This window comes from Sporosarcina thermotolerans (assembly GCF_030067815.1).
GTDB lineage: Bacteria > Bacillota > Bacilli > Bacillales_A > Planococcaceae > Sporosarcina > Sporosarcina thermotolerans.
On the sequence record NZ_CP125968.1, the window covers coordinates 184,969 to 204,774 of the forward strand.

The 19,806-nt window shown below is 43.5% G+C and carries 16 protein-coding genes, 3 pseudogenes, 1 riboswitch and 1 other annotated feature; of the genes and pseudogenes, 6 read left to right on the plus strand and 13 right to left on the minus strand.

What is annotated here, in order from left to right; translation table 11 throughout:
* Window positions 1–131 precede the first annotated feature (131 nt).
* From QNH10_RS00985 to QNH10_RS00995, 3 genes and pseudogenes are all read right to left on the minus strand, one after another.
* Window positions 132–608, minus strand: coding sequence for a GAF domain-containing protein (locus tag QNH10_RS00985; protein WP_283733166.1), 477 nt, complete (start codon window positions 606–608; stop codon window positions 132–134).
* A 25-nt stretch (window positions 609–633) separates the two neighbouring features.
* Window positions 634–870, minus strand: a pseudogene (locus QNH10_RS00990) (respiratory nitrate reductase subunit gamma); the annotation flags it as partial.
* 252 nt (window positions 871–1,122) lie between these two features.
* Complete coding sequence (locus tag QNH10_RS00995; protein ID WP_283733167.1) at window positions 1,123–1,305, minus strand: hypothetical protein; 183 nt, start codon at window positions 1,303–1,305, stop codon at window positions 1,123–1,125.
* Window positions 1,306–2,073: 768 nt separating this feature from the next.
* Here QNH10_RS00995 and QNH10_RS01000 point away from each other — a divergent pair.
* The 4 genes from QNH10_RS01000 to QNH10_RS01015 all read left to right on the plus strand — a co-directional run bounded on the left by QNH10_RS01000 (window position 2,074) and on the right by QNH10_RS01015 (window position 4,946).
* Window positions 2,074–3,117: a LytTR family transcriptional regulator DNA-binding domain-containing protein gene (locus QNH10_RS01000; protein WP_283733168.1), complete on the plus strand. Its 1,044-nt coding sequence runs from the start codon at window positions 2,074–2,076 to the stop codon at window positions 3,115–3,117.
* Between the two features lie 277 nt (window positions 3,118–3,394).
* A complete protein-coding gene (locus tag QNH10_RS01005) occupies window positions 3,395–4,243 on the plus strand; it encodes an ABC transporter ATP-binding protein (RefSeq protein WP_283733169.1) in 849 nt (282 codons plus the stop codon).
* Complete coding sequence (locus QNH10_RS01010; protein ID WP_283733170.1) at window positions 4,240–4,518, plus strand: hypothetical protein; 279 nt, start codon at window positions 4,240–4,242, stop codon at window positions 4,516–4,518. The genes QNH10_RS01005 and QNH10_RS01010 overlap by 4 nt, the downstream gene beginning before the upstream one ends.
* Window positions 4,519–4,550: 32 nt before the next feature.
* Window positions 4,551–4,946 carry a hypothetical protein gene (locus QNH10_RS01015; protein ID WP_283733171.1) on the plus strand — a complete coding sequence of 132 codons (396 nt, stop codon included), beginning with the start codon at window positions 4,551–4,553 and terminating at the stop codon, window positions 4,944–4,946.
* A gap of 265 nt (window positions 4,947–5,211) precedes the next feature.
* Here the strand turns inward: QNH10_RS01015 and QNH10_RS01020 are convergent, their stop codons facing one another.
* The 3 genes and pseudogenes from QNH10_RS01020 to QNH10_RS01030 form a co-directional block, all read right to left on the minus strand.
* Complete coding sequence (locus QNH10_RS01020) at window positions 5,212–6,273, minus strand: ribonucleotide-diphosphate reductase subunit beta (RefSeq protein ID WP_283733172.1); 1,062 nt, start codon at window positions 6,271–6,273, stop codon at window positions 5,212–5,214.
* Window positions 6,219–6,668 (minus strand): flavodoxin, encoded by a 450-nt coding sequence (locus QNH10_RS01025; protein WP_283733173.1) that lies wholly within the window; start codon window positions 6,666–6,668, stop codon window positions 6,219–6,221. The genes QNH10_RS01020 and QNH10_RS01025 overlap by 55 nt, the downstream gene beginning before the upstream one ends.
* Window positions 6,653–8,872, minus strand: a pseudogene (locus tag QNH10_RS01030) (ribonucleoside-diphosphate reductase subunit alpha). The gene QNH10_RS01025 and the pseudogene QNH10_RS01030 overlap by 16 nt, the downstream one beginning before the upstream one ends.
* Window positions 8,873–9,037: 165 nt before the next feature.
* Window positions 9,038–9,217: riboswitch (cobalamin riboswitch) on the minus strand.
* 146 nt (window positions 9,218–9,363) lie between these two features.
* Between QNH10_RS01030 and QNH10_RS01035 the strand changes: the two are divergent.
* On the plus strand, window positions 9,364–9,729 hold the full coding sequence (locus tag QNH10_RS01035) for a PH domain-containing protein (RefSeq protein WP_283733174.1): 366 nt from the start codon (window positions 9,364–9,366) through the stop codon (window positions 9,727–9,729).
* A 28-nt stretch (window positions 9,730–9,757) separates the two neighbouring features.
* Here QNH10_RS01035 and QNH10_RS01040 read toward each other — a convergent pair whose 3' ends face one another.
* The 3 genes from QNH10_RS01040 to QNH10_RS01050 form a co-directional block, all read right to left on the minus strand.
* Window positions 9,758–11,020 carry an erythromycin esterase family protein gene (locus tag QNH10_RS01040; RefSeq protein ID WP_283733175.1) on the minus strand — a complete coding sequence of 421 codons (1,263 nt, stop codon included), beginning with the start codon at window positions 11,018–11,020 and terminating at the stop codon, window positions 9,758–9,760.
* A gap of 430 nt (window positions 11,021–11,450) precedes the next feature.
* The gene (locus QNH10_RS01045; RefSeq protein WP_283733176.1) at window positions 11,451–12,062 is read right to left on the minus strand and encodes a DUF3221 domain-containing protein; all 612 of its coding nucleotides are present in this window, start codon (window positions 12,060–12,062) and stop codon (window positions 11,451–11,453) included.
* 25 nt (window positions 12,063–12,087) lie between these two features.
* Entirely contained in the window at window positions 12,088–12,600 is a 513-nt protein-coding gene (locus QNH10_RS01050) for a hypothetical protein (RefSeq protein ID WP_283733177.1), read from the minus strand.
* Window positions 12,601–12,694: 94 nt separating this feature from the next.
* Window positions 12,695–12,910, plus strand: a binding site (T-box leader).
* 47 nt (window positions 12,911–12,957) lie between these two features.
* On the opposite strand from QNH10_RS01050, the pseudogene argS reads away from it, so the two are divergent.
* A pseudogene (argS, locus tag QNH10_RS01055) lies at window positions 12,958–14,621 on the plus strand (arginine--tRNA ligase).
* Between the two features lie 124 nt (window positions 14,622–14,745).
* Here the strand turns inward: argS and QNH10_RS01060 are convergent.
* From QNH10_RS01060 to QNH10_RS01075, 4 genes are all read right to left on the minus strand, one after another.
* Window positions 14,746–16,686, minus strand: coding sequence for an FtsX-like permease family protein (locus QNH10_RS01060; RefSeq protein ID WP_283733179.1), 1,941 nt, complete (start codon window positions 16,684–16,686; stop codon window positions 14,746–14,748).
* A complete protein-coding gene (locus tag QNH10_RS01065; RefSeq protein ID WP_430541080.1) occupies window positions 16,664–17,443 on the minus strand; it encodes an ABC transporter ATP-binding protein in 780 nt (259 codons plus the stop codon). The genes QNH10_RS01060 and QNH10_RS01065 overlap by 23 nt, the downstream gene beginning before the upstream one ends.
* Window positions 17,444–17,611: 168 nt before the next feature.
* A complete protein-coding gene (locus QNH10_RS01070) occupies window positions 17,612–18,565 on the minus strand; it encodes a sensor histidine kinase (protein ID WP_283733180.1) in 954 nt (317 codons plus the stop codon).
* Window positions 18,566–18,575: 10 nt separating this feature from the next.
* Window positions 18,576–19,259, minus strand: a complete 684-nt coding sequence (locus QNH10_RS01075) for a response regulator transcription factor (protein ID WP_283733181.1) — start codon at window positions 19,257–19,259, stop codon at window positions 18,576–18,578.
* Between the last annotated feature and the right edge of the window lie 547 nt (window positions 19,260–19,806).

Below are 19,806 nucleotides of genomic sequence, written 5' to 3' on the forward strand. Positions count from 1 at the left end.
GCTCATAGACATTTATCTATAATTTCTTCGGCAGCTGTATTCATCGTGAGGACTTTGCCGTCCCGATCAAAAAGAAGATGGCTTCATTAGAATTGCCATATAGATTCATTAAAAGGCTCGGCAAATTCTCTTTACTGAACTGAGTCATCTTTCACCATCTCCTTATCATAGAACGGGCCGAATTTCGTACCGATTTCTTGCTTGAATTCCTCAAACTGTTCCGGTGTCAATGCTTGGTTTTTCCGATAGCCGACAAGCATGACACCGTACACACGACTATACTTATACAGCGGGATTGCCCCGAAACTTTTTAGTCCTTCCGCAACGAGAATCGGGTAGTTGAAAAGATTATCTGTGCCCAACTCATGTAATGCATCACCCACAAACATCGATTTGCCTGTCTTGAAAACAAGTCCCGCCACACCTTTTCCTGATTGGAGAATAATACGGCGGTGCCTCTCGCTTTTATTTCCTGTCACGTGTGCCCACTTCAATTCAAATCCACGTTCTGGCGATTGAACGAGTGCTATCCCGACATAATCGAATCCGAATACATCGCGGATACGCTCAATCTCTTGCTGGAAGTTAAATCCCACCCATTCTTTCATATTCATTACTCCCTATAGAAAATTATTATCTTTTATCCGCTTTTGCTGGTGACCTTCTATACAGGATATAGCTCCTGCCCGCATAATTCAACGGGACACTCCATACATGGACAAGTCTTGTGAACGGCCACATCGCAAAAATGAGGAAACCACTCAGAATATGCAATTTGAACGTCAATGGAACTGAGGCCATATAGCCTGCTTCAGGTCTAATAATTAGTAAGGAACAGAACCAAACGGAAATGGAATCACGGTAGTCAAATCATAACCCGTTCAGTTCACTGGTACAAAACGAGAATTAACACGCCAATTAGCATCACAAATAGCTTCGAATTAATACATCAATTAGCACTGCCATTGGCGGTGTTTTTTCTAATTTATAATTGGTGACTTAAATTCAATTTCGTCTAATAATATAACTTCTGACGCTATAAAAAAGGACCCGATCAAGGCCCTTTTAAGATATTAATTATTCAACAATCGCACCCGTTAATTGAACAAAATTACTATTTCTCTATCCTTTATTTTCTTCTAATTCTAACCTTCTTCGTTCCAGATCTAATTTTTCCTGCTCTAATTTTATTTCTCTTTCCTTAATTTTAAAATGTTTATTGGTAGAGTAAATACCCATAATTATGCTAACTATTAGCACAATAACTAATACCACAATTACTATCAACAAAATAAATAATTCCAAATTACTCAGCTCCCTCATAATAAATAATGACTAAGAGAAAAATTAACATAAGAATTACATCACAGAAACCTAATGTTTCTTCTCTTGAACAATCCTTCACAAACTTTATTTACAATACCTTTAATATAGATATTTCCGTATACAACAATCTGGCTCCGTTTGTTGAAGTATCAAATTTTATTCCTTACTCTTTATTATATCAGAGATAACGAACGAAACCTTCAAATTACTTAATTTATGCCGCAATTTAATTAACTTCTGATCACTCCAACTTATAAAAATATGTTTTGACATACAAATCAACAGCGGTATTAACACATACGTTAGCAGAACTACAATAGAAATTGTAATCCTGCTAATAGGCTTGTCGATAGGCTATCTAAAGTAGGTGTGATTCATTTGCAAACGTTGATATATAGGTAAAAAGGAAAGAGTCCAATTCATATGCGAATTTGGACTCTTTTTGTGTGTTTAATTTAGTTTTTGTACCTCTCAACTGAACGGCTTAGTCAAATCCCCGAGTCACATTATTCGTAATTTGGGACGCGTATATGCCTATAAAAACGATGAATAACCGACTCTTAGGGGGTTATCACCGACTTGGACGACTTTATCACCGACTCTTGACGCTTTATCACCGACTCTCCGCACTTTATCACCGACTCGCTACAAAAACTGTGAAAAATGTCCAGTATTCCAACTTCATAGATATTAATCTACTGGTATAATACGAATATTAGATATAATTCCGGAAATGGGGTTTGTTACTTGTCACTTCAATTTATAAATGCAGAAAAAAGAATCAATGACTCAGTCATCTTCCCTTCTTTCGATTTATCAGCTGAACGAGGTAAAGTTGTTGCAGTCTATTCCAGCGTTAATATCCGGGAACAACTGATTGGGCTCTTAGTTGGAAAAAACAAATTATCTAATGGAGAAATTCGCATCGGTGAGGATGACATTCCCGGGAACAAACATCAAATTGGTTTTTTCTTCTTAAACAGTGGATTATATGAACGTTTATCTATTGTAGAAATGATTCAGTTCACAAAAAGTATTTACTCATCCGCTATATCAGTTGCTGAAGTCATTAACTCAGTTCAATTAGGTTCAAAACGTAATGTAAAAATAAAACAGTTGTCCTATTCCGAGAAAAAACGAGTTCAACTTGCTTGTTTACTTATTCAAAATCCTTTTATTTACATTTTGGAGGAGCCCGATCAAAACCTTGATCTGGAAACAAAAAGAATCTTGCTCACTGTTTTAGATGAGATTCGGTTACAGAAAAAGGTAGTTTTCATATTAACGGGAAATCTCGAAAGTGCAGTCAATTCCTCCGATGAAGTTTGGAGGTTGGACGAAAACGGACTCCATGGCGTCCAGATCGAAGAGCAGATTGAGGCGGATAACGAAATGCCCTCTGAAGAAGAAATTAATGTTTCGAATGAACAAACCGTACCGGTCGTTCAACCGGTAAAATTCGAAAAAATCCCAACAAAAGTGAACGATAAAATCGTATTATTTGACCCTATTGAAATTGACTATATTGAAAGTAATGAAGGCCAATCATTCTTGCATATTAAAGGAGAGTCATTTCCAAGCGTGTTCACCCTGAATGATTTGGAACAACGACTACTTCCCTTCGGTTTCTTTCGTTGCCATCGTTCATATATCGTTAATCTTCAAAGGGTAAGAGAAGTGATTACTTGGACAAGGAATAGTTATAGTTTGGTGTTGGAGGATGCGAAGAAGTCTTCAATCCCATTATCGAAAACGAAAATGGCTGAACTTAAAGAGATGTTAGGACTCTAATCATGTAGAAGCTTGTCTAATTTCCCCGGAAATATTCGACAATAGAAGACACTTAAAAAACAGTGATTTTCCTGCGTTCTTCACGCTTCACTTTTTCTTATTTAACAGAAATTCAGCTCCAGTGACCGGTTTTCATCTGTTCATTCACCCTTTAAACTGCTCCATTCACCTTGAAATAAACTCCTTTCATCCAAGATATAATGCCTCCCTATTCATTTCCTTGTAATCTGAGATTGCAGATACGAAATGAACGAATAACAGTTTGAGGAGGATACGGATGGAAAACATTATTGAAGTGAAGGCCTTGGCAAAGGTCTTTGCTAACCAAGTAGCACTTGAAAGTGTTAATTTTCAAGTTAAAAGGGGCGAGGTATTCGGTTTCCTTGGACCGAGTGGATCAGGTAAAACAACAACCATTAAAATATTGACTGGACAATTGAATCCAACAAGCGGAGTTGCGACGGTATTTGGAGAATCTGTTGAAGCACTTCGGAAACCCACTAATCGGAAACGCTTCGGAGTGTTGACGGATAATAGCGGATTATATGGAAGATTGTCCATATACGACAACTTAAAGCTCTATTGCGATTTGTACGGAATGCCCCCTTCCAAAATTGACGAAGTGCTTGAAATCGTCAATTTAAAGGCGGATCAACAAAAGCGGGTTTCCACGCTGTCTAAAGGAATGACTCAGCGGGTTACATTAGCTCGTGCTTTGATTCATGAGCCGGAATTACTTTTCTTGGATGAACCGACCTCGGCTCTCGACCCTACAAATACCCTTCATATTTATGAGGGATTACGAGCTCTCAACGCGAAAGGAACGACGATATTCCTTACCACGCATGACATGCTTGAGGCAGAGAAGCTTTGTGATCGGATTGCTTTCCTTAATAAAGGAAAAATCCAATTATTAGATACACCTGATCGGCTTAAAAAGCAGTTTTCGGATGCAACCATTACAGTCGAATTGTTAAATGAAGAAAAAGTGGTCATTCCAGCAGGAGAGGAAGGGGCCCAGCAATTATTTAATTACATGACGGCAAATCAAGTGGCGACGATACATTCGAATGAGCCGACACTAGGTGATATTTTCGTACAAGTTACTGGGAGGGAATTAGTATGACTTTTTCTTGGAGACGTGTGAATGCTATTTTAGTGAAAGATTATAAGGACTTTTCTAGAAATCTAGCAGTTTCTATTATCATCTTCATGCCACCTGTTATGGCAGCCTTGTTCAGTCGTATTGGAACTGTTTCGATAGAAGCACATTATATGGTTTTCAATATGGCATTTGCTCTTGTTGCGACGTATGTGCAGTGCAGCTTGATTGCAGAAGAGAAAGATAAGAATACATTGCGTGGATTGATGATCTCCCCCGCCAGCACATTGAGATTTTAGGAGGTAAAAGCCTGCTAACTTTCCTTCTGACGATGTTAGTACTTATACTTTCTGTCTTTTTCGGAGATTACCGACCACAGAATGTGCTTATCATCGGCGTGGCATTTGCTTTTTCGGCATTCTTTTATATCGGTATGGGGACATTGTTAGGTTTGTTTGCGAAATCCGTTATGGAAGCTAATGTTATTGTTTTACCAGTGCTCCTATTTTTCTCGATGGGAACTTTTGCTCTTCCGTTTGCAGAAAAGTACCCGGTCTTGAAGGTTCTGGAATATTTTCCAAATGTCCAATTGATTGAGATCGCAGCAAAAGTCGAAGCCGGTGGAGGATTTGGGGATACATTCTTGCCTTTAGGTATCATCCTAGCCTGGGCGATTGCGATGTTTGGCTTGACTGTTGTTGTTTATCGGAAAAGGATGGTGGACTAATATGAAGAAAGCATTGAAACCATTGATAGGATTTGCGTTAGGAATTATTGTTGTTATCATTTACAGAACTTTTTTCGGTTGAAGCTTTATGCGTGTCTGGACGTGCTTATGCTGGAATTCTGAGTTTTATGTGCGGCTGGACGTGTTTATGCGTGATTCTCGCCCTTTATGCACTTTTCGGACAGATTATGCGTGATTGTACCGATTTATACGTATTTAACGGAGAGCCATTGATCGTATTTAGCTCTCCGTTCTTCATTTTCATTTATAAGTCATCAAACCCGTTCAAGTTGCTTGTTTTTACGTATTGTCTTGATGTTTGTTCGAAGAAATCGGTTTTTGTGTCGTCAAAGTTATCGACATAGGCGCGGATCCATTTCATCGGGTTATCGGTGAATTCCGGATAGATTTCGCTCAATCCAAGCATGCGTAACATTTTATTTGCGCGATATTTCACGTAGCCCGCCATTTCTTCGAGGTCGATTCCAACGATTTCCCCTAACACATAGCGGCTCCAAATGATTTCCTGTTCGACGGAATGGCGGAATTGATCGTAAATCCAATCGGTGAATTCTTCGGTATTATACTTCGGATTTTCTGCAAGTGCCGCGCGGAAAATATCGCTGATTGCTTTACCGTGCTGCAGTTCATCGCGGTTTATATATGAAATCATCGTCGATGTTCCGACCATTTTCTGATGGCGCGCGAGATTGTAGAAGAATGCAAAACCACTATAGAAGAATAGTCCTTCTAATAATGTCGTGTACACCATTGCTTTCAACACAGTTTCAACCGTAGGATTTTCCGCGAATTCATTATAAATATCGACAATCCGCTCGTTCCGTTTCATTAGTACTTCATCGCTGCGGCCCATTTCGAATGAATCCATCTGTTTGTCGAGCGTCGTTACGGAGGAAAGGACGTACGCATAGCTGTGATTATGCTCGCTTTCCTGGTCGGCGATTGTAGCCATGATTGACTTCACCGAAGGATCAGTTGTGAAGTCCACAATTTTCATGGCGATGACGGTTTGCGGGCCATCCAGTGTTGCAAGCAGCCCGATAATTTTTAGAAACGCCTCTTGTTCCGCTTTCGATAAGTTCGGGAATTGCTTTACATCCTGCGTCATATCGACTTCATTCGCTGTCCAAAAAAGAGAGCGGATGCGCTGACGTATTGTATAGAAATGCGGATGCGATAGGTCGTTCCAGTTCAGGATACCGCTCGCTTTTCCGCCGAATATTGCCGTTGATTTATTTGGATTTGCTGGATTTAGCACTTTAACGCGTGTAAGTGTTGCCAATGTTGATGAACTCCTTTCGCCCATTCGATTACTTTCTTTTCTTGGATGCCACGTGGGCTTTGTTCGATTTTTAGAGGTTCGTATTTTGATTCATAAAATCGTTTTAGTTTATCGGCGGCGTGGCAAAATAGCTCGTCCCCGCCAAACTGGGTGTCTCCAGTACCGAAGACATAGACGTTTTCGGGCTTATAGCTGATGTCCGCGACGAAATCCTTCACCTTGTCAGGCGTTGCACCCTTATCCCATGTGAATGAACCGATTATCATCGCATCAAACTGCCGCGGATTCGGTATCGGACCGTTTCCGATCCGATGCACAGTCACGTCCAATCCTTCCGACAGCAGCGTCTCCTCCACGATTTCAGCCACTTCCTCCGTATTTCCGCTCCAGGATGCATACGCAATCAGGAATGACACCATTCGCACTCCTCGATATCCGAAGCTGTAGATCTCATGTAATACGTCGATTTCATGCCCGATTTCCATGCTTGAATATGCAACTCAAGGAGGACGGATGCGCGTATGTTATTCGGCACGTAAATATTGAACGAAATTGCCTGATCGATATGGCGCTGTCTTGCTGCATTTTGCTTGATGGACCAGCGCTGATCGACAATATACGCAGAGCGACGGTAGACATCGTATGTGTTATGGTCCAAATCCGGTGCGATAACAGGTAGCTTGTAATCTTTCTTTTCCTCGTGGTAGAACGGCTTGAAAATCGGATCGATGGAAGCCGTAGACCCTGCGATGACCGATGTTGAGCTGTTCGGCGCGACAGCCATTAAATAGCCGTTTCGCATGCCGTTTGTCGCAACATCAATGCGTAGCTCACGCCATTGTTTCGAGTCGTAGCCACGTTGTTCGAAATAAGTCCCAGTCTGCCAATCTGACCCTTCGAATAAAGGATAAGCCCCCTCTCCCCCGCCAATTCCATCGATGCTTTGATTGTCAAATAAGCAATTCTTTCATACAGTTCGTCCGCATAGTCAACCGCTTCATCCGATTCCCATTGGATGTTTTTCAATGCAAGCAGATGGTGCCAGCCGAATGTTCCAAGGCCGATGCCACGGTAGCGGGCGTTCGTCCGTTGCGCCTGGATGACCGGGATTTTATTCAAATCAATGACGTTGTCTAACATGCGGACTTGGATCGTAATAAGTCGTTCCAATACGTCTGCGGGTACTGCTCGGCCAAGGTTCACGGACGACAAGTTGCATACAACAAAATCTCCAGGCTTCGAACGGGTCACGACGATATCGTCTTCAAAAGTGACCGATTCGAATTCGGTTGGACTCATGTTTTGCATGATTTCTGTACACAAATTACTGGAATACACCATACCCTTATGCTTATTTGGGTTTGTCCGGTTTACTTCATCACGGTAAAACATGAATGGCGTCCCCGTCTCAAGCTGGCTGCGCATGATCCGTTTCATGATTTCAATCGCCGGACGGTCTCCTTTGACAATTCCGGATGGTTCACGCATTCCTCGTATTTATCGCGGAATCAACCGGCACCTTTCGTTTCATCATAATGATCCTCAAGCGAATATCCCATAACAGTCAGGACTTCATGCGGTCGAATAAATACCAATCGCCACGCGCTTCGACTTGGTCCAGGAATAGATCCGGAAGGCAGACTCCTGTGAAAATATCATGCGCACGCAAGCGATCGTCCCCGTTGTTCAGCTTGAGGTCAAGGAAAGTGAAAATATCTTTATGCCAAACATCGAGGTAAACTGCAATTGCCCCCTGGCGCTGACCAAGCTGATCGACGCTTACCGCCGTATTGTTCAGCTGCTTGATCCACGGAAGAACGCCGCTTGAGGCACCTTTAAAACCACGGATGGAAGACCCGCGTGAACGGACTTTGCCCATGTAAACTCCAATTCCACCGCCGTATTTCGATAGATTCGCAATATCGGTATTGCTGTCATAAATGCCTTGCAGCGAATCAGCGACCGTGTCAATGAAGCAGCTCGACAGCTGACCATGCGGCTTGCCCGCATTCGCAAGCGTCGGCGTCGCGACTGTCATATACAGATTGCTCATCGCCCAATATGCTTCCGCAATTTTTTCAAGGCGATTTTCAGTTTCATTTTGCATGAGCGTCATCGCAATGATGAGCCAACGTTCTTGCGGCAATTCGACAGGCTGTTTATTGAAATCAACTGCAACATACCTGTCCATAAGTGTTTTCAATCCAATATACGTGAACAGCTTGTCCCTTTCCGGCTTCAAGAATGTTCCTACTTCATCCAATTCCTCGCGCGAATATTTTTCAATCAAAACAGATGTATACAAGCCCTTCTCAACAAGCCGCTCCACGTTATCGGCAAAATCCGTATATGCTTTTGCGCCCCTAACGCTTTCCTGGCGTGAATAAACATCTTGTAAATAAATCCTCGCAGCAACGAATGTCCAATAACCGGATGCTTCATCGATATAGCTAAGCGCCTCCAAAATCATCGCTTTCGTCCACTCAGATTTTTCTCCATCGGAATGGCGTTCCAACCATTTTAGACTCGCATCTTCTAACACCGCCAACCGTGTTTCCCCGAACTCCGCCTTTAGGCTTCCAAATATGCCCGCTACATCCATCTTTTCACGAATCAATGTCATCAAAATGATTCCTCCTTTGTGACACAATACAAAAAAGCGATGATTCCACCTCTTCGGTAGAGTCATCGCTCATGGAATTTGATTAGGAAACAGATCGGGACCTCGCCTAAATAGTGAAAGCAAAAAATACCCGCTCGCTTCCACCTCTCAACCCCCGAAGAAAGTGTCGCTTGACGATGGACGGCAGGTCTACTGGCTAACGCTTCTTCCTTCCATCTCCCCTTCCCGCGGCTTCATGCTGCAGTGGTTTTTGAGACGGTCGTCTGCGTTTACAGTTGCGGGGACAGCTCCAATTACGGATTCCCTTTTAAACCGATAACGGTACCATTCCATCGTTCGATACTATATATTGTGTCTTATGTATAACTACTACCCTAACATGTTGTGGTTTAATCGTAAATAGGTAGAAAGATATTTTAATTTACGGACTTCTCCCTATACTTCATTACTCATATATGTGATGATAAATATAAAAAGGAGGAGGGGTTCCAATGGCTGATTTAAACGCAATTATGGCTTGGACGTTTACGGAGGAAGTTGCTGTTCCAGACGAAATAAAGGATTTGCTCATTGATGGCGAAGTAGCAGAGGTTGCCTATAAAACAATTCGTGATGTGGCGGTTGTAACAAACAAACGATTTATTATCGCAGACAAGCAAGGACTGACAGGTAAAAAGGTTGAAATCTATACGATTCCTTTTAAGTCAATCAATATGTACTCCACAGAAAACGCAGGACGGATTGATTTCAACGCTGAAATTGAATTGTGGACGAAGGCAGGAAAACTTAAATTTAATCTGAATAAAAAAGTGGATGTACGTAAACTCGATAAAATCATTGCGAATGCCATTCTTTAAAAGATAGAGCCATGCAATTGCGTGGCTCTTAATCATTGGAATTGATTGGTGTCAGCGCAGTCGTTTGATCAACAAAAATAAACCCATCATACCGGCTGCCAACTCTTGATGATACATAGTTTCCATACGCTTCAAACTCCGGATTATAGACGACCCCGATAGCGCGATGGCCGATCCATTCATTGAATAAATGACGGTTTTCCTCCGTGAAAAGAATAACCTGATCTACTTCAGCGGCTGCATGCATCTGACCTTCCCATGAATTGAACTTGGCGGGTGGGACTTTCATCTTTTGTAACGGTTCGCCCCAACCTTCGCCTGCAATGACGGTTCCTTCATACGTACCGAAGCCGATGGCAAATGTGTCATCCCTTCCATACTTCTCCCGGATGAGCTGACCGACATTGATCATATCATGGTCGGCCATTGATGTTTCCGATGCATCGCCAACATGCGTGTTATGCTCCCAGATGATGATTTTGGCGTCATCGCCATGGTAGTTCAATAGTTCGCCGACCGCCTCCACCATATGCATATCGCGTATATTCCAAGAGATGGCGTCGTCCTGCATCATCGCACGATAATATGATTCGGCATTTTTCGCGACCAATGCATTCATCGTTATGTTTAGATCCTTTTCCTGATCGTTTGAATAAAGATCTTCGTGGCTACGGATGGTCGTCAGCAAGTTCGTCACTTCGCGAATGCACTCATCCGAAAAATGAAGAGTCGACAATGCGTAATGCTCAGGCATTCGGTTGTACGGCTCAAAACAGGAAAATGCTCTTCTTGCCATCTCCAAGTCCGCATTATAAGTGGGATTTTCCTGAAGAAATTGCAACACTTCATCAATCGACTCATAAAGACTGTACATATCAATCCCGTAAAACCCTGTTTTATCAGCTGCATCCTTTCCTTCATTTTCACGCTTCAACCATTCAATAAGCTCCGCGACCTCTTCATTCGCCCACATCCACGTCGGCCAACGATTGAACGATTGCGATAATACTTGCCGAGCGGTTTTACCCTCTTCATCAAAGCCTTTCACATAGCGGTTAACCGCTTGAGCAGACGGCCAATCTCCTTCTACCGCAATGATTTTGAATCCTTTCTCCTGAATAAGTCGTTTAGATAATGCCGCGCGAACTTTGTAAAACTCTGAAGTTCCATGCGACGCTTCACCTAACATAACAATTCGGGCATCCCCAATTGCGTTCATAATAGTGTCAAATGCCTTCTCATCTAACGTAAAAGCGTGTTCCTGTATCGCGGCGATCAATTTTTTCGACAAATCAATCCCTCCTCTGCAGATAGCATACCCATGGGAAGGGGGCGGAAACCGGGAGAGGGGTGATAAGGGGTTGATTTTTACGAAAGAGACATGGTTATCACCGACTTGGACGAGGTTATCACCGACTCTCGGAGCTTTATCACCGACTCGGGAGAGTTTATCACCGACTTAGGTGAGTTTATCACCGACTTAGGTGAATTTATCACCGTTTGGCTACAATTTTAGAGTATCTGCAAACAATTGCCCGCTCCGCAATGCAATTTTCCATGGCAAAAAAGTTTATCACCGCTCTGTCGGACTTTATCACCGCTTGTGCAGGGTTTATCACCGCTTAGGTGGCCGTTATCACCACTTAAACGACATTTATCACCACTCAACAATTTTTCACCACAAAAAAACCGCCCAATAAAGGACGGTTGCCAAATAACCTCTATTCATCTACAACTTCCAGTATTCCTTCCCCGTCGTCCGGCAAAAGCTCGAAAATCCATTTCTTTTCATTCTCATCAAAAATAATCTCGTTAATAACGATATAGCCATTTGATAGCCTCTCACCCGAAATCTCCAACGCTTTTGCTACGGCCTGTGACTCGGAAAGCTTCGCATTTACAGGCTTATAATCCGGCAAGATTTCTACAAATTTTGCAGTCCCTTGCGAAGGATAGGATTCCATCATGCGGCCTGATGCTTCCACTTTCACACGCTGGCCTACTTTCAACTTGTCAGCTTCAGGGAATTTGTAAAACGCAGCAGTTTCATTCGGACCAGCTACCAAGAACTGCCCTTCACTAACAGACAGTACAAATCCACCATCCGTGAGTGGAGTGCTTGTGTAAGTTTGTTCAGGAGCAATAATCCTTGATTCCCCGGGAGCAGCTACCATTCTTCCATTTTGCGTGAAATTGATTGTGTGGTCTGCGAATTGTTGGCGCAGCTCCTCTTGCTGCTCCGGCATGAGAAAATCATGGGAAACTTCAATCTCGCCGTTGATGACATCGACGTACAGCGCATAGGATCCCTGTTCCGATTCGATTCCTTTCAATGCTTCCGCGACTTCATCCTGTAAATCATTGAGCTCTTTTTCCGTGTGGGGGCTGCGGAAAATATAGATTGGTTCGCAAGGATTTCGCCGCATCCACTTTTGGCTGCAATAGATCAAGCAATTGTTGAACGCGTTCGTCAGGCTCCTTTAACCCGATCCAGACGCCAGATTGCTTTGCGCCTCTTGTCTGAATTTCGATAAAGAGGACTCCTTCATCACGAATGCCGCCTTCACCGTAAACTTCTTCCACCGCCTGGATTGCAGCGGGTCCCTCAATTGCTTTGACCGCCAAATCCTCCGCCAATTCTTTTGTAGGCTTTTCATATTCAGGTGGTGTTTCAATGGTGGCCGCCTCGTCTCGCTTAGGCGTTTCTTGAGCGGTTTGCTTCAATTCCGCAATGATTTCACGCCCACTCACCATTTTTAACATCTTCCATTCAACACTATCTTCAACCGCGACATTTTTCGGGGAATCATCCGTTCCACATCCTCCCAACAATAAAGCAGCACTTAATAAGATTGTTAACCTATAGTTCATGTCAAAACCTCCCATCAACGGATTAGACGGACGATTCGTACAAAAGTTACGTGACGCCCATTGACACCCAGCCACCGATTTGATACATTCAACTACAATATCGAAGACGAAGAGAGTAATAATTCTTTCCTTCCATAGCGAGCCGGGGTTGGTGGAAGCCTGGCGAAGATGAATTATGAAACGCACTTCGTAGATGCTTTTCTGAATGAAGTAGGAGAAGCCGGTGTCTCGCCGTTAGGAGAAAGGGGCCCCTATCCATACTATCAGGGGCAATTTGAGTGGTACCGCGGAACAAGCTTTCGTCTCATTTATTGAGATCGAGGGCTTTTTATTTTATCTAAAAAGGGGTTTGTGTATATGAAAAAGGATATTCTACAAGCTTTACAGACAGTCAGCCCGATTCCATTGGAGGAACATATGTTAGAACGCCCGGCACATGCAAAATTAGGCGATTTTGCATTGCCATGTTTTCCTTTTGCAAAAGTCTTACGAAAATCGCCTGTTGCCATTGCGGAGGAGATTGCTGCTTCCATCAATCATCCGTTAATCCAGAAAGCCGAAGCGGTAAATGGCTATGTAAATCTATTCATGAACCGGGAAGTCATTGCCGATACGCTTCTTCAAACAATCTTGCAACAATCGACCACATATGGCACTTCCAATGAAGGCAATGATGGTGTCGTGACGATTGATTTGTCCTCACCAAATATTGCTAAGCCATTTTCCATGGGCCATCTGCGCTCAACGGTCATTGGGAATTCCATTGCTTTATTGCTTGAAAAGATCGGCTACAAGCCGGTGAAAATCAATTACATCGGTGATTGGGGTACACAATTCGGGAAGCTACTTACAGCGTATCGGATATGGGGTAATGAGGCGGACGTTCGTCAAGCTCCAATTGAAACATTGCTGAAGCTGTACATCCGTTTTCATAAGGAAGCAGAGACTGATCCTTCATTAAACGATGAGGGGCGCGCAGCCTTCAAAGCGTTGGAGGACGGTGATTCGGATGCACTTGCCTTATGGAATTGGTTCAAAACCGAGTCATTGAAGGAGTTCCAACGGATTTATGATCTGTTAGGAGTCACATTCGATTCGTATAATGGCGAAGCATATTATAATGACAAAATGGAGCCTGTCGTGGAAGAGCTTCTAAGCAAAGGCTTATTGGTTGAATCCGATGGCGCCATGGTCGTCGAACTTCAGGAAGGCATGCCTCCTTGTTTGATTAAGAAATCAGATGGGGCGACATTGTACGCAACACGTGATTTGGCAGCTGCCATCGATCGAAAAAATAATTACGACTTCGTCAAATCCATTTACGTCGTTGGGAATGAACAAAGCCTCCACTTTACGCAAGTGAAGCAAGTGTTGGGAAAAATGGGGCACAACTGGTCGAATGACATTCAACACGTACCGTTCGGGCTCATTTTGCAAGGCGGGAAAAAGATGTCGACGCGTAAAGGAAAGATCGTCTTGCTTGAGAATGTTTTGAAGGAAGCAATCGAACTTGCACAGAAAAATATCAAAGAGAAAAACCCTACCCTTGCCAATCAATCCGAAGTGGCTGATGCGGTTGGCGTTGGTGCGATTTTATTCAGCGACTTGAAACAGCATCGGAAGCATGATATCGAATTTAACTTGGAATCGATGTTGCAGGTCGAAGGCGAAACGGGTCCTTACGTCCAATACGCCAATGCGCGTGCCCACTCGATTTTGCGTAAAGTTAGCGACGTCGATTCATTCAATGTAAATGAAGTGAATGATTATGAATGGGAAACAATCAAGCTGCTTGAACAATTTCCGCACGCTGTAAAACGTGCAGCTGATGAATTGGATCCGTCCATCATCGCCAAATACGCGATCGATCTCGCGCAAGCATTCAATTCATTTTACGGGAATGTTCAAGTGTTAACCGATCAGGCAAATCTGCCTATCGCTCGGCACTCATCGAAAGCGTCACAATCGTCTTATCTGAATCACTGCGCTTGTTAGGAATGAAAGCGCCTGAAGAAATGTAAGAAAAAGCAATCGCTCGCTGGCGATTGCTTTTTTGTGTATTGTATTCGTGTTTACCTCCGGCTCTCAGAGCGTTATCACCGACTCTCAGCACTTTATCACCGACTCGGCTTATTTACCCAATTCTCAAAGCGCCGCCTTCACCGTTTTCCGATAATACCCAACCGTCAAGAATGCGAAGATAAGATAAATGAGCGCGTAGATGCCCATTGCGATGGATGCGGGTAAGGTAATATCCGACATGAACATAAAGGATGCTGCCTTGATTGCAAAGATGGAATGTAGTAAGCCAATTATCAACGGAACGCCGAAGACGAACACTTGCTTTCGGACGATGCCGCGCATGATGTCTTGCACAGTGAAGCCTAATTGACGCAAGGTTGTATAGCTGCTTTTCTCCTGTTCCGCCTCCGTCATTTGCTTGAAGTATAGAATACTGCCAGTTGAAATGAGGAACACGAGTCCAAGGAAACCTGAAATGAAGATGAGCAGTCCATTAAATTCCATGGACGAGACATATTGAGAATAATAATCAAATCCGTGTTGATCATTTTCCTCATTGATGCGCTTAAAGATGGCAGATGCCTCAACAAGCTGATCGTGATCCGGCACATCGATGGCATAAGTGTTTGAAATGCGCCAACCGTTTTCATCATTCAAAAATTGACCTTTTAATTCTTGATAAAACGCATCTTTCACAACAAGTTGTGTTGACCCTGAAGTATTTAATGCATTTCCTTCGTTCACTTTCACAACTTTCATATCAGATTCTATTTCAGAATTCGATAACTCGACATTAAACGGGACTTCAATCGTTTTCAATAACCAGTATATGCTTGCATCATAAAGGTACGCGGCATCAGGATCGGAAATTTCAATATCTGCACCTGCTTGCTGCAAATTTTTGTCGCTAATAATAATCGCTCCAAACGATGTGGATATCATTTCCGGTGCACTACCCTTTTCGAATTCGCCCTCCACTTTTAGAGTTTCAACCGTTGAAACCGTATACGCTATATTTTGCTTATCCAGTTCGCTGACAAATTTTGCGGAGGCTTCTTGACCGTCCTCATACCAAAAATTATCAAAAGAAAAATCAAAAGGATATACAAGGCGAAGTTCCTTTTCCGTTGAATAATAAAGGGAATACGAACCTGCCAGCATCGTCAGCGTCATCGCGGACAATACCGTAATGATCGTCAATGAATTCGCATTGGCTTTCATCCGGTGCATAAGCGGCGCAAGAGATAAACTGTTATACAGCCCCAGATGGCCTTGCTTCCGTTTCCGGATCTGATAAAGCAGCCAGCTGATCGTCACCCGGAACAATAGATAGGTACCGAGAATTGTCGCAGCCAAAACGACGACCATATTGATGAGTAGCAATGCATTCAACATCCGGCCGGATAGCCAATATCCGAACGCGATGAGTGCCATTCCTAAAATCGCAAGTAGTGCTGATCTAAACGCTTTCGGTTTCTTCGGATGGTCGCCCTTCTTTTCGGCATTGAATAACCCGAGCAATGTATTGCGGTAAACTGCGACAATCATTTGAATCGATGTGAGAATGATGATTCCAAGGAATACAACAACCGTCTGGATGACTGCGGCCGTCGAAAATGCTACTTCGATAAAACCGTCAAATCCGATAAGCTTCATTAACAACAATAAAAATACACGTGACACGAGAATTCCTATGCCAATCCCAATAGCTAATGCCCCGGCGCTAAGCAAGGAGTTTTCGATAATCAACAGACGCGAGACAGAACCTTTCGTCAGGCCAATCAATTGATACAGCCCGATTTCACGGCTTCTTCTTTTCAAGAAAATCGCATTTGCATAGACGACGAAAATTCCTGCGATGAATAATAATAGAATTCCTGCCACTTTGAAAGCCGCACCCATGCTGCCTCCAGACCGAGAAACTACCGACGGATCATGCTGTAATGTTGCAAATACAAAGTAGAGGACGACACTGAAAATGAGGGCGAAAAAGTATAAATAATAATGCTTGATGTTTTTCCGCATGCTGCGGATGACGAGATCAAAGAGCGTCAACGCTGTCACCCCCGAGGACACCTTGGACTTTCAGGATTTCCTGGAAGAAGGCTTGTCTCGTTTTTTCGCCGCGGTACAGCTCCGAGTAGATATTGCCGTCTTTCAGGAAGACAACTCGGCTGCAATAACTTGACGCGACGGGGTCATGCGTTACCATCATGATCGTGACACCGCGTTCTTTATTGACATCTTCCAACGTCCCGAGCAGAGACGAAGCCGATTTCGAATCAAGCGCGCCTGTAGGTTCATCCGCAAACACCATGGATGGCTTGTTAATGAGTGCGCGGGCTGCGGAAGTCCGTTGCTTTTGACCGCCTGATATTTCATGTGGGTATTTATCCGCCAATTCCTTGATACCTAAAATGTCGGCAATCGACTTGAATTGGTCCTCCGCCACCCGTTTTTTCATCTTGCCTAGCGAGACTGGCAAGAGAATATTTTCTTTTACTGTCAATGTATCGAGCAGATTGTAATCTTGAAAGATGAACCCTAATTTATCGCGCCTGAATGCGGACAGTTCACGGTCCTTCATTTTCGAAATATCCGATTCCCCAATCAAAATCGAACCTTCCGTCGTACGATCGATTGTCGCAAGGACATTTAATAGTGTCGTCTTCCCGGCACCTGACGCCCCCATAATGCCGACAAATTCCCCTTCTAGCACTCGCAAATCGATCCCTTTCAATACTTCTTGCACATTTCCACGAGTCCCGTACGATTTACGGATGTTTTGTGCGTGTAAGACTGTCTTATATTGATCCATCATTGTACCCTCCCTGTTTGCTATACCCTTATCTTATCGGGGAAATTTGGTATGGTCGTGCGATTTAGATGACAAACAGGTCGGTCAATGTGACATTGTTGTCACGTTCGGGTCGCATCAAATTCATTTTCGGTGGAAAACGTCATTTTCATCGTCGTTCCTTCGTTTAATTTAGAGTGTGTCGACAAGGAAATTCCGATTTTCGATGCAACTTGGTGAGCTGAGATAAAGACCGATTCCAGTCGCCGCATTATGTAGCCGTCCCGTCCCTCCTGTGAACCCTTTATCGAATATCCGAGGGAGATCATGCGTAGGGATTCCGGAACCTTCATCTTTTATCAATAAAACCGGATTCCCGCTTTCTGAACGGTCGAACTTAATATAGACGACTCCTCCATCCGGGCTGTATTTCACCGCATTCGTCAGCAATTGCCGGATGATGAAGCGACACCATTTGCTGTCCGTGATTAGTTCCAACTCTTTGTCTTCTATTTCCACAGCGATGTTTTTTTCGATACACCATGACCGAAGTTCGCTGATTTCAGGTGTAATCAGCTGATGCATTTCAATTTTCTCCAATACATAATCCGTCCCGAGCGACGGCATACGTGAAATATAAAGCTGCCGATCGATCAGCAAATGGACTCGCAGCCAATCAGACTCGATTTTCCGAATTGTTAGGTCTTGCCGATTCGCATCAATCATCATTTTCATCGAGGTGAGCGGCGCCTTCACTTCATGCACCCACGCCGCGGTATAATCGCTTTCCATAAGGTTTGCGCTTTTCATTTCCGATAATTTGCCCATATAATCAGCCGCTACTTGCTTCAATAGGTCATTGATCGTTTGATCCCGTAAGAAGAGCGGCTCCGGCAGCCCCTCCTGCCAATCCCTTGAAGGATCCTCCGAAATACGGAGAAGTTCTTTCGTGAAATGCATTTCTTTTTTAATACGCCAGATGAGAAATGATATGAAAATAGCAATCAGCAGTATATTGAGATAAATTAAAGAGCTCAGCCTCAATGTCAAACCTTTATCAATCCAAATTAAACCATCGGTCACTGCGAGCGACGCGGCAAACAGGAGTATCCAGCTTTTCATATCCTTTACATATGCAATGAACATCGAATCCCCCCTACAGGCTAACCGCCATATAACCCATCCCTTTTTTTGTGAGAATTGCATCACCAAGTCCGATTTCCGCAAGCTTTTGGCGCAACCGCGTCACATTGACGGTCAGTGTATTGTCGTTTACGAACCGCTCATCATCCCAAAGTTTACGAATCAACTCATCACGCGACACAATTTCGTCTTTCGATTGGACAAGCACCGCCAAGATGAAAAACTCATTTTTCGTTAGCTCTACTTCATTGCCATCAAGCCGAATGACGCCGCGCTTCATATCGATCATTGCCCCATTCCATTCCAGCACGTCCGAAGTTTCATCCGTATACGCATACGTTCGACGAAGTGTCGCCTGGATTTTCGCCAGTAACACATCCGTATGAAAAGGTTTTTGAATATAATCATCCGCCCCCATATTCATCGCCATCACCATATCCATCGGATGATCGCGTGATGACAAGAAGATGATTGGTACCTTCGAAACCGCCCGGATCTCCCGACACCAATGGAACCCGTCATAAGCCGGGAGCTGGATATCGAGTATGACAAGATGCGGTTTTATTTGAATAAACGACTTCATTACATCATGAAAATCTGTTGGTCCCGACACCTGAAACGACCATTGCCCCAGCCTCTCTTTGAGTGAATTGTAAATTGCCAAATCGTCCTCTACGATGAAAATATTCATATCCATTCCCGCCCCACGTCCTTTCTTTCCCCTCATTATAAGGGTGTAGGGCCGAGTTGGAAAAGATTATCATCGGGGATGTGAGGTTATCACCGACTTAGCATGGTTTACTACCGACTCGGGGGACTTTACCACCGGCCCGCCAAAACTCCTCGTCCTACAACTTAATTTCAATATAACATATAGTCCAAAAGAATCATCTTAATAGATGATTTACTTTATCACCGACTTGAGTGAGTTTATCACCGAGTTCCTCCACTTTATCACCGACTCTTCACGTGTTATCACCGACTCCGAAGGGTTTATCACCGATTTGCCAATCCTCGTCCCTCTCCCGCCAATGAGACTTATATACCACCTAATATGTATACTAATAACCTACTGAAAAGTCGGATTTCCAATACTTCTACCCCCGAAGTATGTTATACTAATTACTGAGACATCGCTCCTGGCCTTCCAGGTGATATAAATGTCTTCTTTTTTTTCCCGTTGTTTTATTTTTTCACCCCCAGATTCAACGGAATACAGTTTTGTAAAAAAACACATAGGAGGA